The following is an 11,803-nucleotide window of genomic DNA, read 5'->3' on the forward strand; positions in this document are numbered from 1 at the left end:
GGTCTTCCAGCTCACACTCAAGAGCCGGACCGCCCCCCGGCAACGGCGGGGAGGGTCCGGCGATGTCCGGCTGTCACCGGGTTTCTGCGGGTCGCTCTGTCGAATACGTGTCGAAGTTTTCCCGGGCGGCTCAGGGATCTCCGGGCAGGTCGGGAAGATCTCCCCCGGCCTCGATGCGCCTCTGATGATCCTTGAGTTGTCCGGAGATGCACCGGGCGTACGTGGCGAGGAGCACGGGCACGCTGTTGCCCGCCCATTCGGCCACCTGAGCCGGCGGGACCCCGTGGTTGAGCCACGTCGTCAGACACGTGTGCCGCAGGTCGTAGACGCGCCTGCCGAGCGGTGACGCGAATTCCTCCGGCGTGAGGACTTCCTTACGAGCGCTCCGCCAGGCGCGCCGGAAGACCGAGCCGGACAGCATGTCGCCCTTCTCCCCTGGGAAAAGAAGGTCGCCGGGCTTCAGGCTCTCCGCCCTGATGTGTTCGCGCAGGATCCTTGTCAGGGCCGGGCGGCACGGGACGACCCGAGTGTCATCAGCGGCCCTGCCCTTGAGCCCGCGTTCTTCGTGCACTTCCCCGGTGTCCGTCCACTGCTTCCCCACCTCAGGCTGTGCGGTGTGGAACAGCAGCTCACCCCACTGGTCCTCTTCGCCCTCACCCGGCAGCCGTGCGTCCAGGACGCGCATGGCGACGACTTCTTCCGGGCGACAGCCGGCGTAGTAGATGGTGGCGAGGAAGGCCTGCAGCCGTCGTCCACCGCGGGGGCGATGCCCGACCCATCCGAGCAGCCGCGCTGCATGGTCCGGGTTGATGAGGGATCGTTTGTCGACCGCCGACGAAGTCTTCGGCACTGTCCCCCTCCCCTTCGGAAGTGGGTTCGCGCGCAGGATCTTGCGCTTGATCGCGTACTCCATGGTGACGTTCAGGATGCGACGGTTTCGCTTGACGGAGGACGCGGCAGCAGTCGAGCCATCGAGCAAGGTCGCGAGGGATTCCAAGGTCTTTTCGACCTTGGCTGAGTCCTCCCAAGCGGCCATGGACAGGGTGTTGCGCCGCACCCACCTCAGGATCGTGAGCACTTCCGGCGGGGCCTGCTGGCGACGGTTCGAGTTGAAAGCGAACTCCCGCAGCGCCGTGCGGATCTCGACTGGATCGAAGCTGTTCGGTGGAGGCGTTCGCAGCAGGGCAATCGTCGTTGTCATGAGCGCCTTGGCCACGTTCTTACGGTTGTTCCCGGAGGTGCGTCGCCATTGAGCATCGGTGAACTCGATCGCGAAGTCGTACCAGTTCACCGCGCTCGCACCGGATTGATGGGACACCGGACGCCCTGCGGTCTGGCTGAACGCCTCTCCCCGCCGGGTCGCGGAAACCAGGTCCGATCGGAAGGAGTCAGCCAGGGCATACGTCGCGAACGTCTCGCGGAACGGCTTGCCAGCAACCACCCATCGGACGGTGTACGAGGTCTTCCGCCTCCCCTTGTAGGTAAGGATCTTGTAGACCTTGACGTCGTAAGTGGTCTCCATCAGGCACCGTCCTCACGATCGTCGAGCCAGTGATCCAGCTCGCTGCGGCGGATCCTCAGATCGCCGTTCGGCAGCTTGATGCAGCGGGGAGCGCGTCGCTTCTGCCGCCAGTCGTAGAAGGTCGAACGCGAGATCTTCAACTCCTCACAGGCTTCGGCAAGAGTGAGCAGCCCTCGGGAACGAAGTGCAGTCGTCACCTAGCCGCCCTCCCCCGCCGCCATGGCTTCGCGGGCGGTTTCTCGGTTGATGCGGATGTCTTCTGCGATGGAGGCGGCGAGGGCGGATTCGCCGGGGGTGTGGCCGTGGCCGGCGTAGCGCCAGTGAGCGAGGACGAGCGTTGTCTGGGGGTCGGGCAGGCCGAGGGCTTCCCGTTGTTCGGCGGCGCGGTAGTCGGCGCGGATCTGTCGGCGCTCGCCGAAGGTCGAGGAGTAGCGGCGGGATTTGGTGAGGAAGTGGCCTCGGAAGCCGAGCATGTGCGCCCAGGCCCACAGCTTGCGGTCGGGGTATGCCGGGTCGAGGTTCCAGCAGGCGCGGATGAGGCGGCGGGCGTGGTCGGGTACCTGGTGTTGGTCGAGTTCGGCCAGCTCCCCGATGCGGCGGTCCAGGGTGCCGGTGGTCTCGGCTGCTTTGGTGGCGTATTTGGCGACGTAGGAGGCCACGGCCTGTTCGGTGATGTCGCCCGCGTCGTCGAATGCCTTGATGGGGCGGATGTCGAGTTGCTTGCCCCAGCGCAGCGTCCGGGACGGGTGGTCGTTGGTGGCGGGGATGGTGGCGGTGACGTAGGGGTGGGCGGCGGCGGCTTCGATGCAGTGGGTGAGGAGTTCTTGGGTGGCCCACCGCGGGGGTTCGGTTTCGGGTCCGTCGGGTCCGTCGATGCGGATGACGGCGTGGAAGTGGATCGCCCCCCGCTTTTGGAACTCCGCGACTTTGTTGAAGGACAACCGGGCAGCCTCTTTGAACGCCTTTTGGGTGAGTCCGGCGCTGGCGGCGATCTCGCGGCGGAGCCGGTTGATGAAGCGGTGCCAAAGCTCCCCGGCGTGGTTGTTGAACAGCACCGCGCCCGCGTAGTCGTAGGTGGCGGGGTCGAGCGCCGTGCCGAGGGCGGGATCGTTCTCGGTGTGGCGTGTGCCGCAGCGGCAGCGGCCGGTGTCGGGGCGGTTGTGGACCGGTCCGAAGGAGGGCGCGGTCAGGGTCACGAAGACGCGCGGCCGGGTGCGGACGGTCGCGGGGATGTTCATGGTGTCGTCGCCGGCCAGTCCGGCGCGGACGAGGCGGTAGGCGTCCCCGGCGTAGAGGTAGGCGCAGGGCTCGCAGCGGGATGCGCGGCGGTTTCCGCAGGCGATCCGCAGCCGGCCACCGGGCTCAGCGGCGGTGGAGTAGGCGTGCAGGGTCTCGCCGGTGGTCTTGTCGCGGGTGAGGGACCAGCCGGTGAGGTGGATGGGTTGTGAGCAGCCGCCGGTCTTGTGGATCTGTTGTTGCCAGCGGTCGAAGTCGGGGGCCGAAGCCACCCTGAGCAGGTCGCCCAGGGTGGTCGGGTCGAGCGTGTCAGCCACGGGCCGCCTCCAGAGCCGAAGCGAGGACCGTGGACGCGAGCAGGCTGGCGGGCGGGATCCACAGGCCGCGTGCGCCGGGCCAGGGCAGAGGGGCGGCGAGGGCAGTGACGTTCGTCAGGTGCCAGTGCCAGCGTCCGCGTGCGGACCACAGCGTGCAGTACCCGTCATCCGCATGGCAGCCGTCCAGGAGCGCCACGGCGACGATGGCGCCCTTGGGCTGCGAACGGCGCAGGAACGCCCGGGTCATGGGGAGGTCTTGGGCGTTGGGGTCGATGGTCTGCCCGGCGTGGATCAGCACCGGGCCCCCGTGATCGGTGGGCCAGGGCCGGTTCTCGACCCGCTTGGTGCCGTAGGCGATGCAGCTCGCCCAGGGCTGCCACAACGTCAGCGCTCGCACTTCTTCGGAGGTCTCGGTCATGCCGTCGCCTCCCGGTCCAGGGCGGTGCCGGTGATGGTTTCGACGAGTGCGGAGATGAGGACTTCGGCGACGGGCGGGGTGACGGCGTTGCCGTACTGGCGGACGCGGTCACGTTTGTTGCCGTGGACGATGTAGGTGTCGGGGAAGGCCATGGCGCGGCCGATTTCGCAGGGCTCCAGCATCCGGAACCGCACATCGGCCAGGTCGACGCTGGAGGCGACTTCCGCCAGCGACCACCTGTCCCGTGTGGTGACCGTGCCGACTGGTTCCTGGACGGGGCGGGCGGTGCCATTGCTGTAGTACGGGATCAGGAGGGTCTGGCCGGTGACGAGGCCGTGGTGATTGCCGGACGCGGTGACCGTGCCGACCGGCTCTTTGATCGAGTGAGCGGCGTTCTTCGCCCCTCCGCCGCGCAGGCTGATGTGGAATGGCGGGATCGCCAGCCCGGTCTCGTTGCGGGCGGTCTGCGTCCGTAACGGATCCCGGACGGAGGTGGCGACCTTGCCGTCACGGCCCTCGGTGGGGACGAGGAGGGGCGGCACGGCCAGGCCGTCGGTTTCGCGGGTGGTGCGGGTCGGCATCGGCCGGTCGATCGGCGATGCGTCGTTGCGCCAGGTTCCGCCGGCGGGCACCGTCATGGGACGCGCGTACTTCGCGATGCCCACCCGGATGCGTTCCATCGTGGCGTCGGCCAGCGGTTCGCTGCGGTCGGCGATGCGGGTGCCCTGGAGTGACCAGTCGATGGCGGCGGAGGCGGAGATCACGTCGGGTTCGACGATGGCGTTGCGGCACTTCACGTGGGGGCACCGGTAGTAGTACTGGCCGTATTTCCCGTACGCGCCCATGTCCGTGCCGGGCTTCTTGAACACCTGCAAGGCGGTCACGCGCATCTCGCAGGTCGTGCACCAGGCTGTGGGGCGCAGCCACTTGTTCCAGTCGGGGGTGCGGCCCAGGCTGGTGTGCCAGTAGGCGACGAACAGCCGGTTGCGGGACTGCGGAGCGCGCAACGACCGGGCGGCGGTGACGTGCATGGAGTTCAGGGCGATGACGCGGGTCTCGTAGCCCTCGGCACGGATCTCTGTGATCCAGCGGTTCCACTGGTCCCACTTGCGGCACTCGATGACGTTCTCCACGACACCGGCCAGCACCGGGCGTCCGCGCAGGTTCATGGCGCGCAGGTAGCGCGGGACTTCCTCCATGAGGGCGCGGGCGCGCTTGGTCTCGGGGTCCGGCTGCTCTTCCCAGAACAGGACGCCTTGGGTGGAGTGGTCGAAGTCGCGGCGCTTGCCACGTGCGTTGGACCACGGCGGGCACGACGGGGACGCCCAGAAGATGTCCGCGCGCGGGAACTTGGTGATGTCCGCGCGGGCCACGTCGCCTTCGAAGTGGTCGACGCCGGGGAAGTTCGCCGCGTGCGAAGCGACCGCCTGGGGGTTGTGGTTGGCGGCGAAGATGAGCTGGGTTCCGGGGACCTTGGTCAGTCCCTCGCTGGAGCCGCCGACCCCGGCGAACTCGTCGTAGACGCTCAGCACGACGCACCCGCCTTCACCGAAGCCGGCCGGGTGGTGACGAGCCAGCGGGGGGCGTGGCCGGTGCCGTGGCAGGCCGGGCACAGAACAGGGATGACGTGGCGGGTGCCGTCGGCGTGTCGGGTGCCGGTGGTGATGGCGACGATCGGGAAGCCGTCGCAGTCCGGGCAGATCCGGAAACCGTGGTCGTGCATGATGGTTGTTCCTTCCTTGATGCAGTCGGGGAGGGGCTTGGCCGTCCGGGCGGCGGACACTTGGCGGTTGAGGCCGCCCGGAGGGTCGGTCAGCGCTGGTGCATCAGCGAGCGGATCACCACGGCGAGCACGGCCAGGGATCCGGCGGTCAGGGCGACGGCCAGGAACATCGAGGTGAGCACCGCACCGAGCACCACCACTCCGCCGACGGCGACAAGCGGGTTGGACTTGACCAGGTCCACAACGGCACCGGTGGCGGATGCGGGGGCGGCAGCCGACCGGGGCGCGGGAGCGGTGTCCTGCTGCGGGAGCGGGGCCATGGTGTGGCTGGTCACGGTGTAGGTGTCCGGGGTCGGGTATTTGGGCTTGAACATGGCGGATCTTCCTTTCGGGTCACTTGGTGGTGTCGTTGATGACGTCGACGCCGGTGCGGGTGCTGGAGTCGATCGCGGGGCCGAGGAACGTGCCCTGGAGGTAGAAGCCCAGGAGGACCAGGACCACGACGAGCCAGGGGCGGATGTGGAGGGTCTTGACCGCGAACCACGCGACCAGGGCCAGGACGAAGACGAACGGCAGGGAGACGGTCACCGGTGCTGTCCTTTCAGGCGAGTTGGGAGGCGATGGCCTCAGCCATCGGGACCGGGACACCGAGGCGGGCGCGCAGAGTGTCGGCGTCGATGCGGTTGCCGGTTGTGGAGTGGTGCGCGGCGGCGACCTTGCGGGCGTGCTCCAGCAGTGGGGCAGGCACCGCAACGGCGGGCGGCGGGGCCGGGGCAGGCTCAAGCTCAGGTGCTGAGATCGCCTCAGCGGGCTCAGGCTCGGGTGCCAGGAACGGCGTGGCAGGCTCTTCGCGGTCGATCTCGACTGCCGGGGCGGCAGGCTCATCGGCCGGTCGGGCGGATGGGGTGTGGACGAGGAGGGTGCCGCCGAGGAAGGCCAGCGCGGGCCAGCCGGCGACCAGGATCCGCAGCCACGCCGGAACGTCGTTGAGGTCGAGCAGCCCGGCGGTGGCGACGTTGGCACCCAGGGATGCGACGAGGGCGACGGTGAACCAGGTCCACGCGGCACGGGTCGGGTCTCCTGCCGTACGCAGGTTGCGCAGGCGCCGCCAGGCAGCGACGAGCAGCAGGTCGACGCTGACGGGGTAGGCCCAGGCTTTCCAGCCGTCCTGTCCGGCGGCTTCGGCGATGTCGTGGAGGTGGGCGAAGGACAGGGCACCGGCGATCACGGCCTGTACGAGCACGGCATCCATGCGGATCGTGGGGCGCATCGCGGTTCTCCTTCCTTGAGGGTTTGGGGCCAGGGCCGGGCGGGGCTCACAGGTCCGTCCGCCCGGCCGTGGCGGGTGCTAGTCGGTGAGGGCCTGGCCGGTGCCGAAGCAGGTCAGGCAGAGAGCTTCCTGCCGGTCGTCGCTCTCGCGCTTGGTGCGGCCACCGACCTTGAAGGCTTCGGAGACCTGTCCGGCCCTCTTGCAGTCCGGGCACGGGGGCGGCTTCTTAGCGGCGGTCCGCCGGCCGGTGGGCTTGCGCGTGGCGGCCACGGGTCAGCGCTCCGGGGGGCGGTTGTCGGGGACGACGCGGCTGGTCTCGCCCGGCTCAAGCACCGGCTGAACGTGCTGGCGGTCGAAGGTCTCGGCTTCAGCCTCCGTCGCGAAGCTGCCCAGGTGACCGGGGTCCTCGGGGGTGCCGAGTTCGATGAGGTAGCGGGACATGTGGTGCCTCCTTCAGGCATGGCGGGGGTAGGGACACGGCGCGAGAGGGTCACGCCAACCGGTGTGAGGTGGTGCGAGGTACTACGGGCCGACGGCCGGTGCCGGTACCGAAGCCGCGACGGGCGGCGACGACACCTGGGGCCGGAACGGGGCGAGGGCCGGGATATCCGGAGTCAGGTGGGCAAACTCGGCACAGAGGGCGGCGACTTGGCCCAGCTTCTTGTGCGGGGTGCGGATGCGGGACCAGCCACCGGATGCGTCCCCGGCAATGGCGGTGCCAGGCCGGTCGGCGGTGATGGCGGTCGCGGCGTGGACGGCCAGGTCGTTGATGTCGCCCAGGCCCATTTCGGCGGTCTGCTTGTCGTTGCAGCGGTGCACCACACGGCCGGTGAGCTGAGCACGCAGGGCGGTGGCGCCCTTGCCGAGTTCCGAGCCGAAGCGCTGCCCGCAGATCTCCAGGTAGATGCCGACCGCACGGGCGAGCTGAGCCAGCCGCACAAGCTGGGTGACCATGCGGTCCCGGCGGGCGCTGTCGACCCTGGAGGCCACCAGGAACAGTTCCGCGATCTCATCCAGCAGGACCACGATGGGGACCGGGCGCAGGTGCTTGGGCAGGCCCCAGATGTCGGAGGTGATGTCTTCCAGCGGGGTGTCCGCCGTGATGCCCTGGTGCAGGCACAGCAGGTCGAACCGGTCTTCCATCTCTTCCACGAGCGCGTCCAGCAGCCCGTCCGCCTGATCCGGAGTGGTCGCCAGGGCGGAGAAGCGCGGGGCGAAGGGGCCTTGCTCCACACCGCGCTTGCAGTCGATCCCGACAAGGGCCACGTTCTGCGGCGCGAGTCCGGCGACCAGGCAGCGCTGGTACATCGACTTGCCGGACTTGTTCGCGCCCAGCGTCAGCTCATGTGGGATGTCCTGGTAGTCGCGTACATACGGCAGGCCGTCTTCTCGCAGACCGACCACGACGGACAGCGGACCGGCGGCCAGGCGGCGCGGCATTCGCACCCGTCCGAGGATGTCGAAGCCGGTCATGCGCAGCTCGATGATGCCGGGCTGGATCTCGGAGACATGGACCGAGTGGACCGCCCAGGCATGGCGCAGGCGTTCCGCCGAAGCCTCCACATGCTCCGGTGCCAGGCCAGCAGCCAAGCGCATCCGCAGCCGCAGGCCCGTGGCGGTCGGGTAGATCCCGCGAATCCTGGGGATGCCAGGGCGGAGCACGTCGGCGCCGGCCACCTTGTTGGCGAACACCCGCCACCACGCCGGGGACACCGTCAGCTCACACGCTTCCAGCGTCTGACGGTAGGAGGAGAAGACCCGGCACAGCGCGGCCGGAAGGCCGAACAGGGCCCAGTAGAGGGAAGGGGCCTTGGCCCGAGCGACCAGAGCGAAGAGCCACAACGCGCCTATGGCTAACAGCAGCTCGGTCATGGCGATCAGCCCTTGCCATTGGACGCAGCCGGGACCTGCTGAGCCATCACAGCGCTCGCACGGAAGCTGATCCCGTGACCGAAGTCGTTCTCCCACGGACGGGCCACGAGGCCGGGCAGCGCTACCGGCATACCGGGGAACAGGTCCGGCTGGACACCGTCCTCAGCGACCACGATGGTCACCGCGTCGGGACGGCCATCCACGATCACGGCCACGTTCACGTTGAACAGGGTCTTGCCTGACTGCTTGTCGACCGCGATCTCGCCGGTCTCCCGGTTCTTCACCTTCGGCTCGGGGGCCTGGATCAGCATCACTGTCATCACTGCGGTGTCCACGGGGATCTGACGCATGATGGAACTCCCTTTCAGGGGTTGGGGAGCGGCGGACTGCTTGGCGGTAGGGCCGCCGCTCCTCGCTTGACAGGCGATCAACCTGTCCAGGTTCTCTTGTGTTACCTAGATTACTGTAGAGAAGTGGAAGCGCAAGCCTCTGGGGAAGATTTCTTTAGGTCACTTAGGTAACCTGGTCACGTGACTGTGAGCCCAGATGATCCGCGCACCGCCTATGTGCAAATCGCCGACGACCTACGCCGGAAGATCGCCACTGGCGTGCTCAAGGCTGGGCAGAAGCTAGAGGGCAACGCCAAGATGGCCGAGCGCTACGGCGTTGTTTCGATGACGGTTCGGCACGCTCTGGACATCCTGCGAGACGAAGGGTTGATCGTCAGCCAGCAGGGGCGTGGAACGTTCGTCGCGAGTGATCCGCCCGACGGTGGTTCCGAGCAGGACAGACAGATGGTCGGCGAACTTGCCGAGATCAAAGCCGCATTGGACGTCATCAACTCGCGGCTCGATCGTCTCGAAGGTCAGGCGCGCGAGCGCTCCTGACGGAGGAAGATAGCCGCTCCACCCGCTGGCTCGCTTCACTTAACTTCTTTCGGATCTCGTGCAGCTCGACCAATAAGCGTGCCCTGTCCGCGACCCTCACGTCAGTCTCCCCCTTCCAGTTGTCGTGATCAGCCGAGCTTCATTCGACCAGCGAGGAGCCGTACTTCCTCCGCACGCGAGTGCCTGTCGCTGGACCGTAGATCGTCCACGAGATTCCGCGCGATCGGTCGATTGCGAACGTGCTGAGGAGCGATAGCGTCAGCGCGCAAGATCGCGTCAGCCGCAGGACCGACCTTGCCGTTCATCATCTGCCCGGCAGCGGTGCAGACCCAGAAATGGGATTGCCGCTCGCCAGAGGCGATGTGGACAACGTCGACGAGCTCGGCGCGCGACACCACATCACGCGGGTGCCCAAGTTCCAGGCTGACCTCGACCGAATGGATTTCTGCATTCACCGCATTGAACTGCGTCTGAAAAACGTTGCCGTCGGCGGGCAGATCGGTAGCCACGCGCCGAGCTTCAGCCAAGTGTGATTCAGCTTCCGTGCGGTCCCACAGGCGAGACCAGGCCACCGCCGCGCGCAGATGCATTGCGCCCCACAGCGATCGGACAGGCGCGTCGGCCGAAGCCATGTGAGGCTCCAGGTCGTCCAGGGCGCGCACAGCCATGTCTCGCGCCGCACCCAGCTCACCCTCATGAAGCCAGACCCCGCACAGATCCCATCGGGCAGCAGCTCGAAGAATGGGCGACTCTGCACGCTCGGCAGCTACTAGCTCGCGCTGTACGGCGCTCCAACCCAGATCGTGATGCCCAAGGAGGTTCGAGGAGACCCGCGCCATGTGGCTCGACCGCAACATCAGGGCCTCAGCCCTACGCGCATCGTCACCCTCGGCAGCGTCACAGAGGACCACCAAGTCGCGAAGGATCTGCGGGAGGACATCTCCGAGCGCGGTGAACTTGGCGTCCTGCCTCAGCCTCTCGGCAGCCTCCACACGCGCAATGAGATCGTCCAGCGTTGGAAGGGTGGTCGCACCGATGAGTACGGCTCCGCCGGGCATGGTCGCCTGTTGCAGGGCAAGCCGCAGCCCAGGAATCGCAGCGTGGCCTGAGTCGAGTTCCGCAGTCTCGTGCCGGTATGGCTGGCCCGTCAGCTCGATCACTTCTACGCCGAGTACTTCAGCGAGCTGACCGAGGACGCTCATCCGGTCGAGAGGGAGGCGGCCTGTTTCGATCTTCGAGACCCAGCTCACGGAGCGATCAACAGCAGCGGCCAGCCGCGCTTGGTCCCAGCCCATTCGTCGTCGTGCCCGCGCTACCCGCTGCCCTGTGCTTAGATCGGCCCCCATCATGGGCTCCTTTCGACACTACGAAGGTACCCGTGCTCAGGTGAGCCACTGTCAGTAAAAGTGACAGCGCCCGCACGAACAGCCAGTGTCCGATGGTCAGTTACGGCCCGCCGGGTGGCGCGGACAGAGTTTCCCTACTTCATCAAGTAGCTCGCTTCGCTCGCCGCCCGCCCACGGTTCGGGCAGCGAGCCGATCCACTGCCAGCCCATCCGCCGCAGCCCAGCCCAGCCACACGGGACGGCTTCCTCCCCTTCCCGCAATGCGTCTGAGCGGCTCCCGGAAGGCAGCAACAACACCAGGGCACTGGCACCGGGTACCGCAGTGGAAGCTCGGGAGAACACCACAGTTGACGCTTGAGGCGTCTGCTTTCCCGGCCTCCTGAACAGTGATGCTGTCTGATGCAGGGATCAGAGGTGCCGCACGGAGTGCGGCGGCGTCGGCCGGGCGCCGACGCGCCGCCCTCCATGCCTACGTCACCGGGCCGCGCGTCGTCGCCCGCCCGCGCCCACAAGGGGGGCGAAATGCCAGGCCGGTGGTGGGGACGGTCGGCTCCACGGCTTTACCCACCTCCCCGGTTCGGGTCCCGCGTCGAGCAAGACCAGGGGGCCACTCGTTCAAATTCCGGGCAGGATCACAGCCTGCCCGAGTTGCTGGCCAGCGTATGGCCCCCTGATCATGCTCGACCCCAAACCGGGCAGGACACCGGCCAAACCCGTGGATCCGACCTCAGCGCGGTGTACGGCGCGCCCGATCGGCTGGCTCCCTACGAGTCGATAAGCAACGCGATCACAGCTACCGCAACAGCAGCCACCGCCAAGGCTGCGTTGATCACGGAGAGAACACGGGTTGCGTGCTCGGAACGCTCTGCAGCCCGACGATTCAGCTCGTTGAGGTAGAGGCTCGTACTCTCCGTCAGGTTCTCAGCTTGCTGGTCGTGTCGCGTGACCAGTTCGGCGTCGGACAACTTGCGGAACTCTTCCAGCGTGAGGCCCATGGCTCTCCTCATGTCCGGACATCAGGTGACGACAGTGTGACGGCATCGCCAGCGGATGCCGCGGTGAACAGCGGGGTGTCGCGGGCTTGCAACCCCGAGAGCTGAACCCTGGGCCGTCTATGGGCCGTCCGAGGTTGATCGGCAACAGCCAGCAATGACCAACGACGACTAGTCGGACGCGGCTCGCCGCCGTGTCTAGTGCCGTGACCGCGTAGGT

16 protein-coding genes are annotated in these 11,803 nt (G+C 67.7%); 1 reads left to right on the forward strand and 15 read right to left on the reverse strand.

The features are described 5' to 3' along the window. Positions 1 to 130 precede the first annotated feature (130 nt). From J7I98_RS05145 to J7I98_RS05205, 13 genes are all read right to left on the reverse strand, one after another. The gene (locus tag J7I98_RS05145) at positions 131 to 1,522 is read right to left on the reverse strand and encodes a tyrosine-type recombinase/integrase (RefSeq protein ID WP_214918977.1); all 1,392 of its coding nucleotides are present in this window, start codon (positions 1,520 to 1,522) and stop codon (positions 131 to 133) included. Further along, positions 1,522 to 1,719, reverse strand: coding sequence for an AlpA family transcriptional regulator (locus tag J7I98_RS05150; RefSeq protein WP_214918985.1), 198 nt, complete (start codon positions 1,717 to 1,719; stop codon positions 1,522 to 1,524). Before J7I98_RS05150 ends, J7I98_RS05145 begins: the two co-directional genes overlap by 1 nt. Then, positions 1,720 to 3,075 carry a replication initiator protein RepSA gene (gene repSA, locus J7I98_RS05155; protein WP_214918988.1) on the reverse strand — a complete coding sequence of 452 codons (1,356 nt, stop codon included), beginning with the start codon at positions 3,073 to 3,075 and terminating at the stop codon, positions 1,720 to 1,722. Then, positions 3,068 to 3,493, reverse strand: a complete 426-nt coding sequence (locus J7I98_RS05160) for an ASCH domain-containing protein (RefSeq protein WP_214918990.1) — start codon at positions 3,491 to 3,493, stop codon at positions 3,068 to 3,070. The genes repSA and J7I98_RS05160 overlap by 8 nt, the downstream gene beginning before the upstream one ends. Next, positions 3,490 to 5,025 (reverse strand): DNA cytosine methyltransferase, encoded by a 1,536-nt coding sequence (locus J7I98_RS05165; RefSeq protein WP_214918992.1) that lies wholly within the window; start codon positions 5,023 to 5,025, stop codon positions 3,490 to 3,492. Before J7I98_RS05165 ends, J7I98_RS05160 begins: the two co-directional genes overlap by 4 nt. Continuing rightward, entirely contained in the window at positions 5,019 to 5,216 is a 198-nt protein-coding gene (locus J7I98_RS05170) for a hypothetical protein (RefSeq protein ID WP_214918994.1), read from the reverse strand. The genes J7I98_RS05165 and J7I98_RS05170 overlap by 7 nt, the downstream gene beginning before the upstream one ends. Positions 5,217 to 5,305: 89 nt before the next feature. Further along, positions 5,306 to 5,590 (reverse strand): SpdD-like protein, encoded by a 285-nt coding sequence (locus J7I98_RS05175; protein ID WP_214918997.1) that lies wholly within the window; start codon positions 5,588 to 5,590, stop codon positions 5,306 to 5,308. Between the two features lie 19 nt (positions 5,591 to 5,609). Then, on the reverse strand, positions 5,610 to 5,804 hold the full coding sequence (locus J7I98_RS05180) for a hypothetical protein (protein WP_214919002.1): 195 nt from the start codon (positions 5,802 to 5,804) through the stop codon (positions 5,610 to 5,612). A gap of 13 nt (positions 5,805 to 5,817) precedes the next feature. Further along, positions 5,818 to 6,486, reverse strand: coding sequence for a DUF2637 domain-containing protein (locus tag J7I98_RS05185; RefSeq protein WP_214919004.1), 669 nt, complete (start codon positions 6,484 to 6,486; stop codon positions 5,818 to 5,820). Positions 6,487 to 6,564: 78 nt separating this feature from the next. Further along, positions 6,565 to 6,756, reverse strand: coding sequence for a hypothetical protein (locus J7I98_RS05190; RefSeq protein ID WP_214919006.1), 192 nt, complete (start codon positions 6,754 to 6,756; stop codon positions 6,565 to 6,567). Between the two features lie 3 nt (positions 6,757 to 6,759). Further along, the gene (locus J7I98_RS05195; protein WP_214919008.1) at positions 6,760 to 6,927 is read right to left on the reverse strand and encodes a hypothetical protein; all 168 of its coding nucleotides are present in this window, start codon (positions 6,925 to 6,927) and stop codon (positions 6,760 to 6,762) included. An 81-nt stretch (positions 6,928 to 7,008) separates the two neighbouring features. Further along, positions 7,009 to 8,358: an FtsK/SpoIIIE domain-containing protein gene (locus J7I98_RS05200; protein WP_214919010.1), complete on the reverse strand. Its 1,350-nt coding sequence runs from the start codon at positions 8,356 to 8,358 to the stop codon at positions 7,009 to 7,011. Between the two features lie 5 nt (positions 8,359 to 8,363). Next, a complete protein-coding gene (locus J7I98_RS05205) occupies positions 8,364 to 8,708 on the reverse strand; it encodes a hypothetical protein (protein WP_214919018.1) in 345 nt (114 codons plus the stop codon). A 180-nt stretch (positions 8,709 to 8,888) separates the two neighbouring features. On the opposite strand from J7I98_RS05205, the gene J7I98_RS05210 reads away from it, so the two are divergent. Further along, complete coding sequence (locus J7I98_RS05210; RefSeq protein WP_214919020.1) at positions 8,889 to 9,245, forward strand: GntR family transcriptional regulator; 357 nt, start codon at positions 8,889 to 8,891, stop codon at positions 9,243 to 9,245. A 128-nt stretch (positions 9,246 to 9,373) separates the two neighbouring features. Here the strand turns inward: J7I98_RS05210 and J7I98_RS05215 are convergent, their stop codons facing one another. Next, complete coding sequence (locus J7I98_RS05215; protein ID WP_308377671.1) at positions 9,374 to 10,594, reverse strand: helix-turn-helix transcriptional regulator; 1,221 nt, start codon at positions 10,592 to 10,594, stop codon at positions 9,374 to 9,376. A 761-nt stretch (positions 10,595 to 11,355) separates the two neighbouring features. Further along, positions 11,356 to 11,586: a hypothetical protein gene (locus J7I98_RS05220; RefSeq protein WP_214919029.1), complete on the reverse strand. Its 231-nt coding sequence runs from the start codon at positions 11,584 to 11,586 to the stop codon at positions 11,356 to 11,358. Positions 11,587 to 11,803 lie beyond the last annotated feature (217 nt).

Origin of the sequence: Streptomyces sp. ISL-98 (assembly GCF_018614055.1) — a bacterium.
In the GTDB taxonomy this organism is placed as follows: Bacteria; Actinomycetota; Actinomycetes; order Streptomycetales; family Streptomycetaceae; genus Streptomyces; species Streptomyces spiramyceticus.